Source organism: Streptomyces sp. iso_384 (assembly GCF_056172905.1).
Map to the genome: position 1 here is coordinate 2,391,823 of NZ_JBWBTT010000001.1, position 20,966 is coordinate 2,412,788.

Sequence of the window (20,966 nt, forward strand, 5' to 3'; positions counted from 1 at the left end):
CTTATCAGACGGCTGAGCGGACGCTTAGGGAGTGGCGGTTTTCAGTCGTCGCCGGGGGTGCTCCGGGGCTCCTCGAAGCGGATGACGACCGACTTGCTGGCCGGGGTGTTGCTGGTGTCGGCCGTGGAGTCCAGGGGGACCAGGACATTGGTCTCGGGGTAGTAGGCGGCGGCGCAGCCCCGGGCGGTGGGGTAGTGGACGATGCGGAAGCCCTCCGCGCGGCGCTCCACGCCGTCCTTCCACTCGCTGACGAGGTCGGTGTACGCGCCGTCGGTGAGACCGAGGGCGGCGGCGTCCTCGGGGTTGACCATGACGATGCGACGGCCGCCCTTGATGCCCCGGTAGCGGTCGTTGAGTCCGTAGATGGTGGTGTTGTACTGGTCGTGGGAGCGCAGGGTCTGCAACAGGAGCCTGCCGTCGGGGAGTTCGGGGTACTCGACGGGGGCGGCGGTGAAGTTGGCGCGGCCGGTGGCGGTGGGGAAGCGGCGTTCGTCGCGCGGGGCGTGCGGGAGGGTGAAGCCGCCGGGCCGGGCGATGCGGGTGTTGAAGTCCTGGAAGCCGGGGACGACGCGGGAGATGCGGTCGCGGATGGTGGCGTAGTCCCGTTCGAAGGCTTCCCAGTCGGTACGGGAGCGGGCGCCGAGGGCCGCGCGCGCGAGGCGGGCGACGATGGCCGGCTCCGAGAGCAGATGGGGGCTCGCGGGGGTGAGGTTGCCGCGGGAGGCGTGGACCATGCCCATGGAGTCCTCGACGGTGACGAACTGCTTGCCGCCCGCCTGGACGTCCTTGTCGGTGCGGCCGAGCGTCGGCAGGATCAGGGCGCGGGTCCCGGTGACGGCGTGCGAGCGGTTGAGCTTGGTCGAGACGTGGACGGTGAGGCGGGCGCGGCGCATCGCGGCCTCGGTGACGGCGGTGTCGGGGGTGGCCGCGACGAAGTTGCCGCCCATGGCGAAGAAGACCTTCGCCTCGCCGTCGCGGAGCGCCTGGATGGAGCGCACCACGTCGTACCCGTGGTGGCGTGGCGAGGTGATGCCGAACTCCTTGTCGAGGGCGTCGAGGAAGGCCGGTGCGGGCCGTTCGAAGATGCCCATCGTGCGGTCGCCCTGGACGTTGGAGTGGCCGCGCACCGGGCAGACCCCGGCGCCGGGGCGGCCGATGTTCCCGCGCAGCAGAAGGAAGTTGACCACCTCGCGGATGGTGGGCACGGAGTGCTTGTGCTGGGTGAGGCCCATTGCCCAGCAGACGATGGTGCGCTTCGACGCGAGGACGAGGGCGAGGGCCTGCTCGATCTCGGCGCGGGTGAGGCCGGTGGCCCTCAGCGTCTCGTCCCAGTCGGCCGCCTCGGCGGCCTTGGCGAACTCTTCGTAACCGTGGGTGTGTTCGGCGACGAACGCGGAGTCGACCGCGCCCTCGGTGGCCAGGATCAGCTTGTTGAGGAGACGGAAGAGCGCCTGGTCGCCGCCGATGCGGATCTGCAGGAAGAGGTCGTTGAGCGGGGTGCCCTTGATCATGCCGTGCGGGGTCTGGGGGTTCTTGAACCGCTCCATGCCGGCCTCGGGCAGCGGGTTCACCGAGATGATCTTCGCTCCGGACTGCTTGGCCTTCTCCAGGGCGGAGAGCATCCGGGGGTGGTTCGTGCCGGGGTTCTGGCCGGCGACGATGATCAGGTCGGCCTGGTGGAGGTCCTCCAGCGAGACGCTGCCCTTGCCGATGCCGATGGTCTCGGTGAGCGCCGAGCCGGACGACTCGTGGCACATGTTGGAGCAGTCCGGCAGATTGTTGGTGCCGAACTCGCGGGCGAAGAGCTGGAGCAGGAACGCGGCCTCGTTGCTGGTGCGGCCCGAGGTGTAGAAGAGGGCCTCGTCGGGGGAGTCGAGCGCGGTCAGCTCCTCGGCGATGATCGCGAACGCCCGGTCCCAGGTGATGGCCTCGTACCGGTCGGCACCCTCCGGGAGGTACACCGGGTGGGTGATCCTGCCCTGCTGGCCCAGCCAGTAGCCGCTGCGCCCGGCGAGGTCGTCGAGCGGGTGGGCGGCGAAGAAGTCGGGGGTGACGCGGCGCAGCGTCGCCTCCTCCGCGACGGCCTTCGCGCCGTTCTCGCAGAATTCGGCGGTGTGCCGCTTGTCGCCCTCGGGCCAGGCGCAGCCGGGGCAGTCGAACCCGTTCTTCTGGTTGACCTTGAGAAGGGTCTGCGCGGTGCGGCGCACGCCCATCTGCTGCTGGGCGATGCGCAGGGAGTGGGCGACGGCGGGCAGTCCGGCGGCGGCGTGCGGGGCCGCCTCGACCTGCGGGGCGTCCTGGACCGGGTCACCGGTCGGCGGCTTGGTGGCCATGATGCTGCTCCCCTTCGAGCGCTCTTCCACGTGGCGGCGTACTCATGTTCATGTCCTCACCATCGATCCTGTCACGGCCCCGCGGAAGTCGTGCCGGTCCGGATTGTCAGTGGTCCGTGGCAGGATCGGGGGCGTGGCTGAGACGGCATCGAAGAAGACGGCAGACAACCGACCGCGCCTGCTCCTCATGGACGGGCACTCCCTGGCGTACCGGGCGTTCTTCGCCCTGCCCGCGGAGAATTTCACGACGGCGGTGGGGCAGCCGACGAACGCCGTGTACGGCTTCATGTCGATGCTGGCGAACACCCTGCGTGATGAGGCGCCCACGCACTTCGCGGTCGCGTTCGACGTGTCCCGCAAGACCTGGCGTGCCCAGGAGTTCCCGGAGTACAAGGCGAACCGCTCCAAGACTCCCGACGAGTTCAAGGGGCAGGTCGAGCTGATCGGCGAGCTGCTGGACGCGATGCACGCGGACCGGTTCGCGGTGGACGGGTTCGAGGCGGACGACGTCATCGCGACGCTGGCGACCCAGGCCGAGGCGGCCGGGTTCGAGGTCCTGATCGTCACCGGCGACCGGGACTCCTTCCAGCTGATCACCGACAACGTGACCGTGCTCTACCCCACCAAGGGGGTCTCCGAGCTGACCCGGTTCACCCCGGAGAAGGTCGTCGAGAAGTACGGACTCACCCCGCAGCAGTATCCGGACTTCGCCGCCCTGCGCGGCGACCCGTCGGACAACCTCCCGGGCATCCCCGGGGTCGGTGAGAAGACGGCCGCGAAGTGGATCAACCAGTTCGGTTCCTTCGCCGAGCTCGTCGAGCGGGCCGAGGAGGTCAAGGGCAAGGCCGGGCAGAATTTCCGCGACCACCTGGATGCGGTGAAGATGAACCGCGTGCTGACCGAGATGGTCCGTGACGTGGAGCTGCCGAAGACCCCGGCCGAGCTGGAGCGCGCTCCGTACGACCGCACGGCGGTCACCGGTGTCCTGGACATACTGGAGATCCGTAACCCGAGCCTGCGCGAGCGGCTGCTGGCCGTCGACCCGGGTGCGGCGGAGGCCGAGCCGCCCGCGCCCGCCGCCGGGATCGAGCTGGACGGGGCGGTGCTCGGCTCCGGCGAGGTCGCCCCGTGGCTGGAGGAGCACGGCGCGCAGCCACTCGGCGTGATGACGGTGGACACCTGGTCGCTGGGGGCCGGCACGGTCACCGAGATCGCCCTCGCCGCCGCCGACGGGGCCGCCGCCTGGCTGGACCCGTCGCAGCTGGAGGAGGCCGACGAGCAGGCGTTCGCCGCCTGGGTGTCCGACCCGGCCCGGCCGAAGGTCCTGCACAACGCGAAGAACGTGATGCGGGTGCTGCCCGAGCACGGCTGGCGGCTCGAAGGCGTCACGATGGACACCGCGCTCGCCGCGTATCTGGTGAAGCCGGGCCGCCGCTCGTTCGCCCTGGACGCGCTGGCCGTGGAGTATCTGGGCCGCGAGCTGGCCCCGGCCGCCGCATCCGACGGGCAGCTGGCCTTCGGCGCGGACGACCGGGCCGAAGCGGACGCCCTGATGGCGCAGGCCCGCGCGGTGCTGGACCTGGGCGACGCGTTCACGACCCGGCTGAAGGAGGTCAACGCGACCGAGCTGCTGTACGACATGGAGCTGCCGACCTCGATCCTGCTGGCCCGGCTGGAGCGGCACGGGATCGCCGCGGACCGGGCCCATCTGGAGTCCATGGAGCAGCAGTTCGCCGGGACCGTGCAGCAGGCGGTGAAGGAGGCGCACGCGGCGGTGGGCCGCGAGTTCAATCTCGGATCGCCCAAGCAGCTCCAGGAGATCCTCTTCGGCGAGCTGGGTCTGCCGAAGACGAAGAAGACCAAGACGGGATACACCACGGACGCGGACGCGCTGGCCTGGCTGGCCGCGCAGACCGAGCACGAGCTGCCGGTCCTGATGCTGCGCCACCGTGAGCAGGCCAAGCTGCGGGTCACCGTCGAGGGCCTGATCAAGACGATCGCCGCCGACGGCCGGATCCACACCACGTTCAACCAGACGGTCGCGGCGACCGGCCGGCTCTCCTCCACCGACCCCAACCTGCAGAACATCCCGGTCCGCACCGACGAGGGCCGGGCGATCCGCCGCGGGTTCGTCGTCGGTGAGGGCTTCGAGACGCTGATGACGGCGGACTACAGCCAGATCGAGCTGCGGGTCATGGCGCACCTCTCCGAGGACGCCGGTCTGATCGAGGCGTTCACCTCCGGCGAGGACCTGCACACCACGGTCGCCTCGCAGGTCTTCGGCGTCGAGAAGGACGCGGTGGACGCGGAGATGCGCCGCAAGATCAAGGCCATGTCCTACGGCCTGGCCTACGGTCTCTCCGCGTTCGGCCTCTCCCAGCAGCTGAACATCGACCCCGCCGAGGCCCGGGTGCTGATGGACACCTACTTCGAGCGGTTCGGCGGGGTACGGGACTACCTCCACCGGGTGGTCGAGGAGGCCAGGGCCACCGGCTACACGGAGACGATCCTCGGCCGCCGCCGCTATCTCCCCGACCTCAACAGCGACAACCGCCAGCGCCGCGAGGCCGCCGAGCGGATGGCGCTCAACGCCCCGATCCAGGGCACCGCCGCGGACATCGTGAAGGTGGCGATGCTGCGGGTGGACAAGGCGCTGACCGAGGCGAAGCTGGCCTCGCGGATGCTGCTCCAGGTCCACGACGAAATCGTCCTGGAGATCGCCGAGGGCGAGCGGAAGCAGGTCGAGGAGATCCTGCGCCACGAGATGGCCCACGCCGTCGAGCTGCGCGCCCCGCTGGACGTCTCGGTCGGCGTCGGCAAGGACTGGGAGTCCGCCGCGCACTGAGCCACCGGCACCCGCGTCACGGGGTGTGGGCCCGGAACCGTGCCCCGGTTCCGGGCCCGCCCTCATTTCCGCTGCCGCCCTCAGGCCGCTCGTCGCTTGCTCCTTGTCGCTACCGCGCCCGGCCGGCCGGCTCTCCGGTACGGGACTCCTCCGGCACGGACCCGGCCCGGCCCGAGCCCCGCGCTCCCGGGCGCAGCCGCATCCACGCCCCGTACAGCAGCAGCCCGGCCGCCAGCCCGGCGCCCGCGCCGAAACAGGCCGTCGGGATGATGTCGAGCGGGGTGTCCACCCGGCCGAAGTGGGCGTACCAGCGGGCGCACCGGTGCACGACGCCGGCCAGCACGCACAGGGTCAGCAGCCCGAGCGCACCCCACCGTTCCCGGCGGCCGAGCACCGGCACCTCGGCGGGCGCGGGGGCCGGTGCGGTGCGGCGCAGCCCGGTGGCGGCGAACCAGCCGATGACCACGAGGGCCAGGGCCGAACTCCCGTACTGGACGAGCTGGAACACCGGGTGGCCGCCGACGCTGCGGCTGAGCACCGGCACCAGCTCCGTCCCCCACCGGCTGTGGTGGGTGAACGCGTCCCACACCACATGGGTGGCAGCTCCCAGCGCGCCGGAGACGGCGAACCACAGCCAGCCGGACGGAACGAAGGAGGCGCGCGTCCACCGCTGCCCCCGGACGAAGGCGTGCACCCGGCCCCGTACCCGTGCCGGCAACAGCGCCACCAGCGGCTCCCGCAGCAGCGCCCACACCGCCACCAGCACCGCGGCGATGGCCACGTTCACCGTGACCACCCCGAGGAAGGTGTGGGTGAACGAACCGAACTCCATCGCCCCGGGAATCACCGTGTCCGCGAAGTAGGTGATGTCGGGCGCGAACGAACCGGCCACGAGCGCCGAGGGGAACAGCGGCCATCGGGCGGTCCCGTTCCGGCGGATCGCCGGGAGCACGGCGGCGGCATGACTGAGCGTGAACGGCATGGCGGCAAGTATGCGGGACCGTCAGGGCACCCTTCCGTGACCTACCGGACAACGTGCGAACGGGAACGTGAGAAAACCGTAAGAAGCGGTCAGGGCTCGGTGTCCGGGCGACACAAGGTGCCGTAGGGTCGCTGGAGTCCTCGCGCTGGGGAGCGCGAGCAGCCTTCGAGGGGGAGGGACCGGAACGTATGGCAGCGCACATTCGCCGACGTCTGCGCAAGGGGGCCACGACCACCGCGGTGGCGGCGGCCGCCGTGGCGGCGCTCGCGGCCTCGCAGGCGCCCGCGGCGACCCTGGCCGACGGATCCGCGGGCAGCGGTGACCCGAAGGCGGCGGGCAAGGACACCGCGAGCGCCGACAACGACGGCGCCGCGACCGGCAACTCGCCCTACTACACGGACCTTCCGCCCCTGGTCACGCCCGACAAGCCCGGATCCTCCAGCAATCTCCCGGCCACCGGCAGTGCGGAAGCGGGCATTCCGGCCTCGATCCTGGCCGCGTACAAGCAGGCCGAGCGGACCGTCGCGACCACCGACCCGAACTGCCGGCTGCCCTGGCAACTCCTCGCGGCGATCGGCAAGGTCGAGTCCGGCCAGGCCCGCGGCGGGCGCGTCAACGCCGACGGCACCACCACCTCCCCGATCCTCGGCCCGGCCCTCAACGGCCAGGGCTTCGCGCTGATCAAGGACACCGACGGCGGGGCGTACGACGGCGACGCGGTCCACGACCGTGCGGTCGGCCCGATGCAGTTCATCCCCTCGACCTGGGCCTCCTGGGGCCAGGACGCCAACGGCGACGGCCGCAAGGACCCCAACAACATCTACGACGCGGCGCTCGCCGCCGGCCGCTACCTCTGCGCCAACGACCGCGATCTGGCCATCGCCGCCGACCTCGACCGGGCGGTGCTGAGCTACAACCGTTCAACGGAGTATCTGCGCACCGTCCGCTCCTGGTTCTCGTACTACCAGCGCGGTACGCACGAGATCCCCGACGGCACCGGAACGCTGCCCACCACCCCGAGCACCCCCTCCCCGAACCCTGGCCCGAGCACCGGCCCCAGCGCCACCCCGAGCCCGACGCCCTCCCCGGGCAAGCCGGGCGGAAAGCCGAGCCCCGGCCCCTCCAAGCCCGGCGGCGGCTCCACCAGCCCGACGCCGAAGCCGCCCACCCCGAAGCCGCCCACCCCCAAGCCGACGCCGCCGGCCGAGACCTTCGGCTCCCTGGAGAACGCGGGCACCGGACCGCTGCGCGCCACCGCGGGCCAGGAGTTCGACGAGCGGGTCTCCGTCCGAGCCCGGAACGCCCTCGGCGCCCCGCTCGCCAAGGTCCCCGTCACCTTCACCGTCACCGGCGACACCGGCACGCTCTTCGCCGGCGGCAAGAAGACCGTCAAGGTGACGACCGGGTCCGACGGCACCGCCACCGCACCGGCGCTCCAGGCCGGCGAGAAGGCCGGGGAGTTCACGGTCACCGCCGTCGCCGGAGTCGGCAGGCCGCGCACCCTGACCTACGCGGCGACCGTCACCGCCCGCCAGGCCGACGCGATCGCCCGCACCGACGAGAAGGAGCTCGTCGCCGCGCCCGGCGAGAAGTTCGCGAACGCCGTCACCGTCAAGGCCACCTACAAGGACGCAGCCGCGGCCGGAGTGGCCGTCACCGCCACGATGGTCAAGGACCCGCTGGGGCTCTTCGACAACGACAAGGGCCCGTACTTCAAGGACGCGGACGGCAAGCCGGTCCGTAGCCTCACCACCCTGACGACGGACGCCGACGGTGTGCTCCGGCTCCCGGAGATCTTCGCCGACGACACCGAGGGCACCTTCGAACTGCGCCTCACCACCGAGGGCGGCGCCTCGGTCGTCATCGAGCTCACCATCCAGGCCCCGGAGGAGACGGCGCCCGAGGAGACCGCCCCGGAGGAGCCGGCGCCGGGGAAGACGGAAACCCCCGAGGCCTGAGACCGCCGCACCGCACAGCTGCCGCACAGCCCCTCCACCACCCGGCGGAGGGGCTGTCCGCTGTGTTCTCATATCGCGCCCCGGTTGCTACGGTGCCCCAGCCCTGACGGCCCATCAGATCGCCGTCGTCGGACCACCGCCCCGGGAGGCCGAGCATGCGTGCCCTCGTCGCCGCCGCCATCGGACTGGCCGCCGCCCTCGCGCTCGTGTTCACCATCTCCGCCGTCGGCTCACCGGCCGGGGAGACCTCGCCCGAACCCCTCCTGACCACCGTCCCGGGCCCGAAGAGATAGCCGCCGCAGAGGGAGAGGTCACCACCATGCGCCGCCGAGCCGGTCTCGTACTCCTGGCCTTCGCCGTGTTCTTCGCAGCCCTGTCACCGCTGCTGCGCTGGTACGCCTTCCCGCGCCTGGCGAAGGTCCCGCCGAGCCAGTACCAGGAAGTCGTCCTGGAGGCGTCCCCCGCGACGCTCCTCGACTACACCACCCTCAAGGCCAGGAAGGTCGACAAGGTCACCATCGTCCAGACGCTCAAGGGCAACGTCGAGGAGTCCGAGAAGATCGAACGCAGCGCCGGCCGCGACGTCGTCGTCTGGGACGCGCTCTCCTACATCCAGGGCCCCAACGGCAAGATGGTCTCCGAAATACCCGAGCGCTACATCTTCGACGCCCACACCCAGGCCCCCGTCAACGCCACCGGAGAGATGGTCGACGGCGACCCGGTCCGGCGCGAAGGCATCGAGTTCAAGTGGCCCTTCCTCACCGAGAAACGGGACTACGAGTACTTCGACGCCCAGAGCCGCACCACCGCCCCCATCCACTACAAGGGCACCCGCACCTTCCGCGGCCTGGAGGTCTACTACTTCGAGCAGACCATCCCGTGGACCGAGGTCCCGATGCCGAAGAAGATGCCCATCAAGGGCATCACCGCCGAGCAGATCGCACAGACCGGCATGACCCGCTGGTACACCACCCAGCGCATGTTCTGGGTCGACCCGGTCACCGGGGCGCCCGTCAACGGCGAGGAGATCCACGAGGAAGAGCTGCGCAACGCCAAGAAGATGGGCATGTCCGAGGACACCGTCACCGCGTTCTCCGGCCATGTGAAGATGCGCGAGGACTACATCGTGGACACCGTCGACCTGGTCAAGTCCCAGCGCGTCCTGGTCCTCCTCCTCACCTCGTACCTGCCCTGGGGCTTCCTCGGCCTCGGCCTCGGACTGTTCGCACTGGCCCTGTGGCTGGAGGCGCGGTCCCGGCAGCCGGGGAGTCCGCGGCCGGGGAGCCCTACGAACGCTTGAGCCGGGCCGAGGTGAACCGCGTCGCCGGTACGGTCGCGGGGTCCTCCGGCCACGGATGCTTCGGGTAGCGGCCGCGCAGCTCCGCGCGGACCGCCGTGTAGCCCTCCCGCCAGAACGACGCCAGGTCCGCCGTCACGGCCGCGGGCCGCCCGGCGGGGGAGAGCAGATGGACCAGGACCGGCACCCCGGCCACCCGCGGCGTCTCGGCCAGCCCGAACAGCTCCTGGAGCTTCACCGCCAGCACGGGCTGCTCACCGCCGTACTCCACCCGGATCCGCGAACCGCTCGGCACCTCGATCCGCTCCGGCGCCAGCTCGTCCAGCCGGGCTCCCTCCCCGGTCGCCCAGGGCAGGAGCCGCCGCAACGCCTGGCCCGCGTCGATCCGGCCCAGGTCCGGGCGGCGCCGCGCCCGCGACAGCTCCGGCTCCAGCCACGCCCCGGTCTCCGCGAGCAGCGCCTCGTCCGAGACGTCCGGCCACGGCGACCCCAGCACCCGGTGCAGAAACGCCAGCCGCAGCCGCAGCTGCTCACTGTCCCGGGTCCACCGCAGCAGCCCGAGCCCCTCCCGCCGCAACCCCTCCACCAGGGCCCCGCGCACCAGCTCCGGATCGGGCTGCTTCAGCGGCCGCACCGCCAGCTCCACCGCCCCCAGCCGGTCCACGGACCGGGCCACCACCTCGCCGTCCACCCAGCGGACCTCCTCGCCCCGTACCCGCAGATGCCCGGCGGCCAGCAGCGCGGTGGACTCGTCGACCACCGCCGCCAGCCGCACCCGCGCGGAGGCCGCGTGGGAGGGCCGGTCCGCGACCGCCACCGCCAGCCAGGGCGCGCTGCGCAGCCGTGAGCCGTCCCGCAGCTCCGCGCCCGTGCCCGACGCCATCAGGAAGGCCCCGTCGCCCCGGGCCCGCGCCACCCGTTCCGGAAAAGCCAGCGCGGCGACGAGCCCCACGACGGCGTCATCGGTGCGGCCTTCGGCGGCGCCCACCCCGCTCACCTGGGCCGAGAGGCGGCGCACCTCCTGCTTCCAGCGCGCCGCATACCCGTCCCGGCCCCGGCGGGCGCTCCGCAGCGCCGCCGCCAGATCGTCCCCGTACTCCCTCGGCGGCTCCTCGCTCAGCAGGGCCACCACCTCCGCGGCCCGCCGCGCCCCGACCTCCCGCGCACCGTCCAGCAGAGCCCGTGCCAGCCGGGGGTGCAGGCCGAGCCGGGACATCCGTACGCCCCGGTCGGTCACCCGGCCCTCGCCGTCCACCGCGCCGATCGCCTCCAGCACCTGACGGGCCGCGCCCATCGCCCCGGCGGGCGGCGGGTCCAGCAGGGCGAGCGAGGAAGCGCCCGGATCGCCCCAGCACGCCGCCTGGAGCGCGAACGCGGCGAGGTCGGCGACCTTGATCTCCGGCGACGGAAAGCGCGCGAGCCGCCCGTCCTCGGCCCGGTCCCAGCACCGGTACACCGCCCCCGGAGCCTCCCGCCCCGCCCGCCCGGCGCGCTGCCGGCCTGCCGCCTGGGAGGCCCGTACGGTCGTCAGGGCGCTCAGGCCCCGGGCATGGTCGGTACGGGGTTCGCGCGCGAGACCCGAGTCGACGACGACCCGCACGCCCGGCACCGTCAGGGACGACTCCGCCACCGAGGTCGCCAGCACCACCCGCCGCCCCTCGGAAGAACCGGCCAGCACCGCGTCCTGCACGGCGGCCGGAGCCCGCCCGTGCACCTGCAGCACCTCCGCGTCCACCCCGGCGAGCTGCCCGGCCACCCGCGCGATCTCGCCGACACCGGGCAGGAAACAGAGCACATCGCCCTCCCGCTCGGCCAGCGCCCGCCGCACGGTCGCCGCCACATGCGCCAGCAGCGCCGGATCGACCCTCATACCGTGCGGCGGTTTCACCGGCCGCGCGGGCGGCGCCCAGAGGACCTCCACCGGATACGAGACGCCCTCGGCCTCGACCACCGGGGCATCGCCCAGCAGCCGTGCCCAGCCCTCGGCGTCCGTGGTCGCGGACGCCGCCACCAGCCGCAGATCGGGCCGGATCGCCTCGCGTACGTCCAGGAGGAACGCGGCCACCGTGTCCGCGTCCAGATGCCGCTCGTGGCACTCGTCGATGATCACCGCGTCCACCCCGGCCAGCTCCTGGTCCCGCTGGAGCCGCTGGAGCAGCACCCCGGTGGTCACGACCTCCACCACGGTCTCCGGGCCCACCACACGCTCGCCGCGCACCGTGAACCCGACCCGCTCGCCCGGCCGCTCGCCCAGCAGCCAGGCCATCCGCCGCGCCGCCGCCCGCGCGGCGATCCGGCGCGGCTCGGCGACCACGACCCGGCGCACCGGGCCCGGGCCGGTCAGCCCGGCCAGCACCAGCGGCACCAGCGTCGTCTTGCCGGTGCCGGGCGGGGCGCACAGGACGGCGACGCCCCGGTCGTCGAGCGCACGCTCCAGGGCGGGCACGGCGGTGCGGACGGGGAGGCGGGCCAGGGCTTCGGTACGGATCACGCCCCCAGTGTCGTACGGGCGCATCGGGTGCGGACGGTCAGTCCCGCTCGCAGACGAAGATCGCCGTGCCCGGGATCAGATTGCCGCGCAGCGGGGACCAGCCGCCCCACTCCTGGTCGTTCCAGGCAGGCCATTCCGGTTCCACCAGATCGACCAGCCGGAAACCGCCCGCCACCACGTCCCGGACCCGGTCGCCCAGCGTGCGGTGGTGTTCCACATAGACGGCGTCGCCGTTCTCGTCCTGCTCCACATAGGGGACGCGGTCGAAGTAGGAGGCGGCGACGGAAAGGCCCTCGGGGCCGGGCTCGTCCGGGAACGCCCAGCGGATCGGGTGCGTCACGGAGAACACCCAGCGCCCGCCGGGCCGCAGCACCCGGTGGACCTCACGGAAGACCTGGACGGGGTCGGCGACGAACGGCACCGCCCCGTACGCGGAACAGGCCAGGTCGAAGGAGGCGTCCCGGAACGGGAGCCGGCCCGCGTCCGCCTCGACCAGCGGCAGGCCCTCGCCGATCCGCAGGGCGTGCTGGAGCTGGCGGTGCGAGAGGTCGAGCGCGACCGGGCGGGCGCCCTGGCCGGCCAGCCAGCGCGAGCACTGGGCCGCCCCGGCCCCGATCTCCAGGACATCGAGGCCCTTGAGGGCGGAGGCGGGCCCCAGCAGCGCGGCCTCCGCCTCGTCCAGCCCTTCCGGACCCCACACGAAACGGTCGTCCCCCAGGAAGCCGCCGTGGTCCGACTGGTACTCGTCGGCGTTCCGGTCCCACCAGCCGCGGCTGGCCCGGCTGCTCTCCGCGCCGTCCGCCGCGCGGCGGGTGGCCTCGGGCTCTGCGGACTCCTCGGGTGCCGAGAGCCCCGGGTGCTCCGGGGGTTCCGGGTGTTTGGAGGAGTGGGTTCCGTGGATCTCTTGGCTCATCGTGCCCGTCGTTGTAGTTTGCCTTCACCCGCCGCGCGCGGTACGTACCAGGGGGCGCACCCCGGAGGTACGGACGTGCGTCCGCAGCGCTGTGCCGTAGTGTTCTCGGCCCGATCTGGCCTCGGAGAACATGAGTTGTGCCGGGATTGGGGCGATGTGCCCCGGGTGTGCGCCTTCGCGCATTGACCCTGTCCGGCTGCCCCCGTATGCTACAAGTTGCGCTGCGAGCCTGCGCGCCTCAGACCTAGCAGGCCGCGCTCGCGTCTGTTGCATGTCCCCTCGGTTGTCGAGGCGTCTCTCCGGAAACGGATGGCGCTTTCCAGGCTGTCCGGCTTCTGCAGAGGCGATACGGGCTTTCGGCGTAGCAGTACCTACGACTCTCTGTCCGTACCGGAGCCCTTTCCCACATGACGAGCAGCACCGAGACCACCGCCACCACTCCGCAGGTTGCGGTCAACGACATCGGCGACGCGGACGCGTTCCTCGCGGCGATCGACGAGACGATCAAGTACTTCAACGACGGCGACATCGTTGATGGTGTCATCGTCAAGGTTGACCGGGACGAGGTTCTCCTCGACATCGGTTACAAGACCGAAGGTGTCATCCCGAGCCGCGAGCTCTCGATCAAGCACGACGTCGACCCGAACGAGGTCGTCAAGGTCGGCGACGAGATCGAGGCCCTGGTTCTCCAGAAGGAGGACAAGGAAGGCCGCCTGATCCTCTCGAAGAAGCGCGCTCAGTACGAGCGTGCCTGGGGCACCATCGAGAAGATCAAGGAAGAGGACGGCATCGTCACCGGTACCGTCATCGAGGTCGTCAAGGGTGGTCTCATCCTCGACATCGGCCTCCGTGGCTTCCTCCCGGCGTCGCTCGTCGAGATGCGTCGTGTCCGCGACCTCCAGCCCTACGTGGGCAAGGAGCTCGAGGCCAAGATCATCGAGCTGGACAAGAACCGCAACAACGTGGTCCTGTCCCGCCGTGCCTGGCTCGAGCAGACCCAGTCCGAGGTCCGCCAGACGTTCCTCACCACCCTGCAGAAGGGCCAGGTCCGCTCCGGCGTCGTCTCCTCGATCGTCAACTTCGGTGCCTTCGTGGACCTGGGTGGCGTCGACGGTCTCGTGCACGTCTCCGAGCTGTCCTGGAAGCACATCGACCACCCCTCCGAGGTTGTCGAGGTCGGCCAGGAAGTCACCGTCGAGGTCCTCGACGTCGACATGGACCGCGAGCGCGTCTCCCTGTCGCTCAAGGCGACGCAGGAAGACCCGTGGCAGCAGTTCGCCCGGACGCACCAGATCGGTCAGGTCGTCCCGGGTAAGGTCACCAAGCTCGTTCCCTTCGGTGCGTTCGTGCGCGTCGACGAGGGCATCGAGGGTCTGGTCCACATCTCCGAGCTGGCCGAGCGCCACGTGGAGATCCCGGAGCAGGTCGTCCAGGTCAACGACGAGATCTTCGTCAAGGTCATCGACATCGACCTCGAGCGCCGCCGCATCAGCCTCTCGCTGAAGCAGGCCAACGAGTCCTTCGGTGGCGACCCGGCCTCGGTCGAGTTCGACCCGACCCTGTACGGCATGGCCGCGTCGTACGACGACCAGGGCAACTACATCTACCCCGAGGGCTTCGACCCCGAGACCAACGACTGGCTCGAGGGCTTCGAGGCGCAGCGTGAGGTCTGGGAGACCCAGTACGCCGAGGCGCAGCAGCGCTTCGAGCAGCACCAGGCCCAGGTCATCAAGTCCCGCGAGGCCGACGAGGCCGCTGCGGCCGAGGGCGCTGCGGCCCCGGCCGGCGCTGCTCCGGCCGCCTCCGGCGGCAGCGGTGGCGGCGGCGGTTCGTACTCCTCGGAGTCGGCGGACAACTCCGGCGCCCTGGCGTCGGACGAGGCCCTTGCCGCGCTGCGCGAGAAGCTCGCGGGCGGCCAGAGCTGACGCTCTGACCCCGGCGGCTCATCGGCTGCAGTAGCTGTAGAGCGTTGAGTGAGGCCCGTTCCCTTCGGGGGCGGGCCTCACTCGCATGTTCAGCCTTCAGTCCGTCATGGCGTCACGGCGATGTTGGTCAGCCCCTTGCCGCCCGTGACGGTGTTGTCGGCATACACGGTGGTGCGGCAACGGGAGCTGTTGTTGGTGACATTGATGGCGAGCTGCTTGTCGCCGGTGGCCCCGGTCAGGTTCGAGGAGTTGTTCCGGAAGACGGTGCCGCATCCCCAGCCGCTCTGCTGGGTGTGCGTCTCGTAGCCGTTGTTGGTGGTGCGGGACCCCTTGTTGCCTTCGACCAGGACGTTGTTGCCCTTCACATCGACCCAGGAGTCGTCGTAGTTGGCGCCCGTCAGTCCGTGGCCGTCGAAGGTGTTGCCGATGATCCTCGCGCCGGTCGTGCCTTCCTTGATGTCGATGGACTCGCCGCCGACGTCGGGGCCGATGGTGTTGTTCAGGATCTGTACGTTGTCGCTGCGGTCGGAGAGATCGCCGGCCGAACCGACGTACACCCCCTCGCCCATGCCGCGCCCGTTCTGCCCGGTGTCGTGGATCCGGGAGTTCTTCAGGACGCCGTCCCTGCTGGACCTACGGAAGTGGACGCCCTCCATGTCGAGGTCGCGCACGGTCACCGAGTCGATGACGACCCCGTTCGCCGCGTCGGCCATGATGCCCTTCTGGCCGCCCTTGATGGTGACGCCCTGGACGGTCCAGTACGAGGCGCCGTTGAGGTGCAGCCCGTAGCCGCCGCCCGCCGTCAGGACCGCGCTGCTGGAGCCGGTGAGGGTGATCCGGGCCCCGGAGGTGCCGGGCCGGGTGGCCTTGAAGTTCCCGGTGTACGTGCCGTCGGCGAGCCGGATCGTGTCGCCGGGGGAGACGGTGGTGAGCGCCGCCTTGAGCTGGGCGGCGGTGCTCACGTCGATGACCGCGGCGTTCGCGGGCCCGGCGCCGGCCAGGGTGAGACCGCCCGCGGCGAGGGCGGCGGCGAGCAGGACGGTGAGGGGGGAGCGGGTGCGCATGGGGGTGCCTTCCCGTCGAAGGGGTCCAGGGTTCCCGTACATGAACATGGAACGTGTTTCTGAACGTGTTGCCCAGTGACGGTAGGGATGGCGACGAGGCGCGTCAAGGTCTGGACCAGGATCGGCGGGCGGTTCCGGGCGCGGTGAAACACTCACGCGGCGTGCGCGTCTGACGTACCGTCATCCGCTCGTTCCGGGGAAAGGTCCACATGCGGGGAATGCTGGTGCCACCGGTCGCGTTCTTGCCAAGGAACACGAGGAGGAGCGGTAACCGTGCCTGATCCGCAGAGTTTGTACGAATGGGAGCCGAAGGGCCTGGCCGTCGTCGACATGGCCTTGGCGCAGGAGTCGGCCGGCCTGGTCATGCTCTACCACTTCGACGGCTACATCGACGCGGGCGAGACCGGCGAGCAGATCGTCGACGGCCTGCTGGAGACACTGCCGCACCAGGTCGTCGCGCGCTTCGACCACGACCGGCTCGTCGACTACCGCGCACGGCGGCCCCTGCTCACCTTCCGGCGCGACCGCTGGACGTCCTTCGAGGCCCCGACCCTGGAGGTCCGGGTGGTCCAGGACGCCACCGGAGCGCCTTTCCTGCTGCTGTCGGGCCCCGAGCCGGACGTGGAGTGGGAGCGGTTCGCCGCCGCCGTCGAGCAGATCGTCGAGCGCCTCGGCGTCCGGCTCGCGGTGAACTTCCACGGCATCCCGATGGGCGTCCCGCACACCCGCCCCGTCGGCATCACCCCGCACGGCAACCGCACCGACCTGATGCCCGGCCACCGCAGCCCCTTTGACGAGGCCCAGGTGCCCGGATCCGCCGAGGCCCTCGTCGAGTACCGGCTGATGGAGTCCGGCCATGACGTCCTCGGCGTCGCCACCCACGTACCGCACTACGTCGCCCGGTCCTCCTACCCGGACGCGGCGCTGACCGCGCTGGAGGCCATCACGGCCGCGACCGGTCTGGTGCTGCCCGCCCTCGCGCACTCCCTGCGCACCGAGGCGCACCGCACCCAGACCGAGATCGACCGGCAGATCGGCCAGGGCGACGAGGAGCTCGTCTCCCTCGTCGAGGGCCTTGAGCACCAGTACGACGCCGTCGCCGGCTCCGAGACGCGCGGGAACCTCGTCGCCGAGGCGGTCGATCTGCCGTCCGCCGACGAGATCGGCCGCGAGTTCGAGCGCTTCCTCGCCGAGCGGGAGGGCGAGGGCTGAGCGCCCGGGCCCGGCCCGTAGGCTGCGGCCCATGCTGAAAGTGGGCCTGACCGGCGGCATCGGTGCCGGCAAGAGCGAAGTGTCGCGGTTGCTCGTCGAGTACGGCGCCGTCCTGATCGACTCCGACCGGATCGCCCGTGAGGTCGTCGAGCCCGGGACGCCCGGACTCGCGGCCGTCGTCGAGGAGTTCGGGCCGGGCATCCTGACCGCCGAAGGCGCCCTGGACCGTCCGGCGCTCGGCGCGCTCGTCTTCGCCGACGACGAACGCCGGGCCGCGCTCAACGCGATCGTGCACCCCCTGGTCGGCGCTCGCGCCGCCGAGCTGGAACGCGCGGCCCCCGAGGACGCCGTCGTCGTCCACGACGTGCCCCTCCTCACCGAGAACGGGCTCGCCCCCTTCTACGACCTGGTCGTGGTCGTCGACGCCTCCGCCGATACCCAGCTCCACCGGCTCGTGACGCTGCGCGGCATGACCGAGTCCGACGCCCGGGCCAGGATGGCCGCCCAGGCGACCCGCGAGGAGCGCCGGGCCGTGGCCGACCTGATCGTGGACAACGACGGGCCGCGCGAGGCGCTGGACGCGCAGGTCCGCGAAGTCTGGGACGAGCTGGTCCGCAGGGCCTCCGCCGGCTGAGCCCGCGTACGCGTACGCGCCCCCCGGAATACCGCGGCCGGGGCGGGCGTTGCACACGCGCGGGGAAGCGATGGCGGACCCGCGCGAGGAGATCGCGAGAAGAGGAAGGGACGCGACCGTGCCCGAGAGGAATCCGGAGACCGACGTCATCGACTTCCGTGCGGCCGAGCACCTGCTCGACGCCCGGGACCCCCGGGGCGCCGTCAAGCTCCTCGACTCGGTGATCGCCGCCCACCCGGAGAACACCGCCGCCCGGCTGCTGCGGGCCCGCGCCTTCTTCGCCGCCGCCCAACTGCGCCCCGCCGAGCTGGAATTCGAGCTGGTGCTGGAGCGCGAGCCGGACAACGCGTTCGCCCACTTCGCGCTGGCCCGCACCTTCGAGCGAGCCGGCCGCCCCGAGCGTGCGACTCGGCACTTCCGCCTGGCGGCGGCGCTCGACCCGAAGCCGGAGTACCTGCGGGCCGCGAAGTTCGACGAGCGGGCCTGAGGGCAGGGGCGTCAGGGGCGCCCGGAGGGGCCGGTTCGTCCTTGGTCCGGCCGCCCGCCGTCGGCGCCGGGTCCCATCCGGCGCGGGCGGCCGTCGCTGTGGTCCGGTTCGTACGGCGGGACGGCACGGCCCGGCTGGTAGTGCCGGCCCTGGCGCATGCGGTACGTGATCACGCCTAGGTCCACCACCGCGAACAGCAGCACGACCGCGCAGGCCGCCGCCCAGCCGGGCCGCCCGTTCAGCGCGAAGGCCACGAGGCCGAAGAGCGCCCAGGCCATTCCCCACAGGCTCAGCCAGAGCCGCATCCGCAGCGGACTGCGGGCGGTCACGGGTTCACTGCCCGTACGCATGGCGATCACCTCACTCACCAGCATGGACCCACCCGGCTGCGGACGGAACAGCGGCGGGGCGGGGAACCGTGCCCGGCGACGGCTCGTTCGTCCGGCATGGGCGAATCACTGGTACGCGAGGGGTATGCGGGGACCGGTCCCGGAGCGATCACCCCGGACGGGTGTGCGGTGGAGCTGTATCGCCGGCTGGCCGTCGGCGAGGAGCCGGACGTGATCGCGGGCGTGGCCCCCGCCGGTGCGAGCATCCTGGAACTGGGCTGCGGGACGGGCCGGGTGACGCACCCGCTCGTGCGGCGCGGCTTCGACGTGACGGCGGTGGACGAGTCGCCGGAGATGCTGCAGGAGATCGTCGGGGCGCGCACGGTGCGCAGCCCGATCGAGTCGCTGGACCTGGGCGACGAGCGGTTCGACGTGGTGCTCCTCGGTTCCTTCCTGGTCCACGCGGGCGAGCACCGGGTGCGCGACGGGATGCTGCGCGTCTGCCGGGCCCATGTGCGCGACGACGGGATCGTCCTCGTCCAGCGCGAGGGCGTGGCGCACCGCTCGGAGCTGCCGTGGGAGCGGACCGACCCGTCCGGCGGGCTGGTCCGGATCGTCTCGGCGGAGCCGGTGGGCGACGGCGTGCGCTCGGTGCGCGCGGAGTATCACTTCGACGACGCGCGGTGGACGCAGACCTTCCTGTCGCGGGAGCTGTCCGACGAGGACCTCGCCGGGTATCTCGCGGCGGCCGGACTGAGGGTGGACCGCACCCTCACCGACGACGGCACCTGGCTGCTGGCCCGCCCCGCGCTGTGACCGGCCGTGGCGCTCCTCAGTGCACGAAGCTGTAGCTGCGCCACGGGCCGCTGCCCGGCGCCGTCACATCGCTGAACCTGGTCGGCACATAGGTCGTCCCGCCGCCCGTGCAGTTCCGCGTGCGGTAGAGGATCACGTCGACCAGCGTCCCGTTCTCCACCTCGTGGGCTCCCGCCGGGGCGATCCGGTGGCAGCCGCGTACCGACGGGCTGTTCACCTGCAGCACCGCTTCGCGCTCCGTCGTGTACGTCACCGGGCCCACGGCGGTGCGACCGAGCCCGGAGCAGCCCGTGGCGGCGAGAGCGAGGAGCGTGGCGCCGGCGGCGATCCCGAGGCGGCGTCGGCGGTGAACGGTGGCGGTCACGGACATGGGCGGGTCCTCGTCTGCTCGTCCGGCGATCGGTACGTCGGGAAAGACGTGCTGGCGCTGGCCACCCTGCCCGCCCGGGGCCGCCCCGGCATCCTGTGCGCGGCCGACCGGGCGAGCCGCCGTCCGCCGGAGGTCACCGTGCGGCCGGATGGGGTTCACCATGCATGCAAATAGGGCATAAAATGGCAAAAGGTGTTATGTGGCCGGGCATTCGACCACCGCCCTTCCTCTCAGGGGGTCGCCATGGCTCAGGAGCTGGTGATCGCGTTGGTGGCGGTGCTCTGCGCCGCGGCGCTGTACGTGGCCTCGGCGGCGCGGGTGATCCGGCAGTACGAGCGGGGCGTCGTGCTGCGGCTCGGCCGGCTGCGGGAGGACGTGCGGCGGCCGGGCTTCACGATGGTCGTGCCGGGCATCGACCGGCTGCGCAAGGTCAACATGCAGATCGTCACCATGCCGGTGCCCGCCCAGGACGGCATCACCCGGGACAACGTCACCGTCCGCGTGGACGCCGTCATCTACTTCAAGGTCGTCGACCCGACGAACGCCGTGATCGCGGTGGAGGACTACCGGTTCGCCGTCTCGCAGATGGCCCAGACCTCGCTCCGGTCGATCATCGGCAAGAGCGATCTGGACGATCTGCTGTCCAACCGCGAGAAGCTGAACCAGGGGCTGGAGGTCATGATCGACAGCCCGGCGGTCAGCTGGGGTGTGCAGATCGACCGGGTGGAGATCAAGGACGTCTCGCTGCCGGAGACCATGAAGCGATCCATGGCCCGCCAGGCCGAGGCCGACCGCGAACGGCGTGCCCGGGTGATCAACGCCGACGCGGAGCTCCAGGCCTCGAAGAAGCTGGCGCAGGCGGCCGGTGAGATGTCCGCCCAGCCCGCCGCGCTCCAGCTGAGGCTGTTGCAGACCGTGGTGGCCGTCGCGGCGGAGAAGAACTCCACGCTGGTGCTGCCCTTCCCGGTGGAGCTGCTCCGGTTCCTGGAACGCGCGCAGCAGCAACCGTCACCGGCGGCGGAGGCGGCGGCCCGGCAAGGGCCGGGGAGGGAGGCGGAGACAGGGCGCGACGGCGACGAACCTGCCGCACCACCCGCCTACCTTGCCGCCCCACAGGCCCCGGCCGCCCCGGAGCAGCCGTTCGCCCATCACTGAGCGTGGTGGGTCCACTCGCGGATCCAGACCGGTGACCGACCGGCCTCTACGCCGCTGAGCTGGGGAGATGCCGTGGCTGTCCGCAGTGTCAGACCTCCCGCCTAGACTCGCGGAGTCAGCACATTCCGTGCCGACGGAGACCACGGATCAGGCGG

17 protein-coding genes are annotated in these 20,966 nt (G+C 71.7%); 10 read left to right on the top strand and 7 right to left on the bottom strand.

Annotation, left to right across the window (positions count from 1 at the left end; all coding sequences use genetic code 11):
- Window positions 1-41: 41 nt before the first annotated feature.
- On the bottom strand, window positions 42-2,333 hold the full coding sequence (locus AC0VY3_RS10475) for an FdhF/YdeP family oxidoreductase (protein ID WP_475549475.1): 2,292 nt from the start codon (window positions 2,331-2,333) through the stop codon (window positions 42-44).
- A gap of 133 nt (window positions 2,334-2,466) precedes the next feature.
- Here AC0VY3_RS10475 and polA point away from each other — a divergent pair, with 133 nt between their 5' ends.
- Window positions 2,467-5,178, top strand: coding sequence for a DNA polymerase I (gene polA, locus AC0VY3_RS10480; protein WP_103507309.1), 2,712 nt, complete (start codon window positions 2,467-2,469; stop codon window positions 5,176-5,178).
- 109 nt (window positions 5,179-5,287) lie between these two features.
- Here the strand turns inward: polA and AC0VY3_RS10485 are convergent, their stop codons facing one another.
- Window positions 5,288-6,160, bottom strand: coding sequence for a DUF4184 family protein (locus AC0VY3_RS10485; RefSeq protein WP_103507308.1), 873 nt, complete (start codon window positions 6,158-6,160; stop codon window positions 5,288-5,290).
- A 188-nt stretch (window positions 6,161-6,348) separates the two neighbouring features.
- Here AC0VY3_RS10485 and AC0VY3_RS10490 point away from each other — a divergent pair, with 188 nt between their 5' ends.
- The 3 genes from AC0VY3_RS10490 to pgfA all read left to right on the top strand — a co-directional run bounded on the left by AC0VY3_RS10490 (window position 6,349) and on the right by pgfA (window position 9,418).
- Entirely contained in the window at window positions 6,349-8,118 is a 1,770-nt protein-coding gene (locus tag AC0VY3_RS10490; RefSeq protein WP_475549476.1) for a lytic transglycosylase domain-containing protein, read from the top strand.
- A 155-nt stretch (window positions 8,119-8,273) separates the two neighbouring features.
- On the top strand, window positions 8,274-8,411 hold the full coding sequence (locus AC0VY3_RS10495) for an SPW_0924 family protein (protein WP_106973016.1): 138 nt from the start codon (window positions 8,274-8,276) through the stop codon (window positions 8,409-8,411).
- 26 nt (window positions 8,412-8,437) lie between these two features.
- A complete protein-coding gene (gene pgfA, locus AC0VY3_RS10500; RefSeq protein ID WP_475549477.1) occupies window positions 8,438-9,418 on the top strand; it encodes a cell envelope lipid trafficking protein PgfA in 981 nt (326 codons plus the stop codon).
- On the opposite strand, the gene hrpB is transcribed toward pgfA, so the two are convergent.
- Together hrpB and AC0VY3_RS10510 are read right to left on the bottom strand one after the other, a co-directional pair.
- Complete coding sequence (gene hrpB, locus AC0VY3_RS10505) at window positions 9,405-11,906, bottom strand: ATP-dependent helicase HrpB (RefSeq protein ID WP_475549478.1); 2,502 nt, start codon at window positions 11,904-11,906, stop codon at window positions 9,405-9,407. The genes pgfA and hrpB overlap by 14 nt on opposite strands.
- Window positions 11,907-11,943: 37 nt before the next feature.
- Entirely contained in the window at window positions 11,944-12,819 is an 876-nt protein-coding gene (locus tag AC0VY3_RS10510; protein WP_475549479.1) for a class I SAM-dependent methyltransferase, read from the bottom strand.
- A 407-nt stretch (window positions 12,820-13,226) separates the two neighbouring features.
- Between AC0VY3_RS10510 and rpsA the strand changes: the two genes are divergently transcribed.
- Window positions 13,227-14,744: a 30S ribosomal protein S1 gene (rpsA, locus tag AC0VY3_RS10515; protein WP_003969826.1), complete on the top strand. Its 1,518-nt coding sequence runs from the start codon at window positions 13,227-13,229 to the stop codon at window positions 14,742-14,744.
- A 104-nt stretch (window positions 14,745-14,848) separates the two neighbouring features.
- Here rpsA and AC0VY3_RS10520 read toward each other — a convergent pair whose 3' ends face one another.
- Window positions 14,849-15,808 carry a right-handed parallel beta-helix repeat-containing protein gene (locus AC0VY3_RS10520; protein WP_475549480.1) on the bottom strand — a complete coding sequence of 320 codons (960 nt, stop codon included), beginning with the start codon at window positions 15,806-15,808 and terminating at the stop codon, window positions 14,849-14,851.
- Window positions 15,809-16,081: 273 nt separating this feature from the next.
- Between AC0VY3_RS10520 and AC0VY3_RS10525 the strand changes: the two genes are divergently transcribed.
- The 3 genes from AC0VY3_RS10525 to AC0VY3_RS10535 all read left to right on the top strand — a co-directional run bounded on the left by AC0VY3_RS10525 (window position 16,082) and on the right by AC0VY3_RS10535 (window position 18,141).
- Complete coding sequence (locus AC0VY3_RS10525) at window positions 16,082-17,020, top strand: PAC2 family protein (protein WP_103507707.1); 939 nt, start codon at window positions 16,082-16,084, stop codon at window positions 17,018-17,020.
- 31 nt (window positions 17,021-17,051) lie between these two features.
- Window positions 17,052-17,654 carry a dephospho-CoA kinase gene (gene coaE, locus AC0VY3_RS10530; RefSeq protein WP_475549481.1) on the top strand — a complete coding sequence of 201 codons (603 nt, stop codon included), beginning with the start codon at window positions 17,052-17,054 and terminating at the stop codon, window positions 17,652-17,654.
- Window positions 17,655-17,772: 118 nt separating this feature from the next.
- Entirely contained in the window at window positions 17,773-18,141 is a 369-nt protein-coding gene (locus AC0VY3_RS10535) for a tetratricopeptide repeat protein (RefSeq protein WP_103507705.1), read from the top strand.
- Window positions 18,142-18,152: 11 nt separating this feature from the next.
- On the opposite strand, the gene AC0VY3_RS10540 is transcribed toward AC0VY3_RS10535, so the two are convergent.
- Entirely contained in the window at window positions 18,153-18,515 is a 363-nt protein-coding gene (locus AC0VY3_RS10540) for a DUF6343 family protein (protein WP_475549482.1), read from the bottom strand.
- A 72-nt stretch (window positions 18,516-18,587) separates the two neighbouring features.
- Here AC0VY3_RS10540 and AC0VY3_RS10545 point away from each other — a divergent pair, with 72 nt between their 5' ends.
- Window positions 18,588-19,286, top strand: coding sequence for a class I SAM-dependent methyltransferase (locus AC0VY3_RS10545; RefSeq protein WP_475549483.1), 699 nt, complete (start codon window positions 18,588-18,590; stop codon window positions 19,284-19,286).
- Window positions 19,287-19,302: 16 nt separating this feature from the next.
- Here AC0VY3_RS10545 and AC0VY3_RS10550 read toward each other — a convergent pair whose 3' ends face one another.
- Window positions 19,303-19,656, bottom strand: a complete 354-nt coding sequence (locus AC0VY3_RS10550) for a hypothetical protein (RefSeq protein ID WP_030079569.1) — start codon at window positions 19,654-19,656, stop codon at window positions 19,303-19,305.
- 243 nt (window positions 19,657-19,899) lie between these two features.
- Between AC0VY3_RS10550 and AC0VY3_RS10555 the strand changes: the two genes are divergently transcribed.
- On the top strand, window positions 19,900-20,811 hold the full coding sequence (locus tag AC0VY3_RS10555; protein WP_103507702.1) for a slipin family protein: 912 nt from the start codon (window positions 19,900-19,902) through the stop codon (window positions 20,809-20,811).
- The last annotated feature ends 155 nt before the right edge of the window (window positions 20,812-20,966 follow it).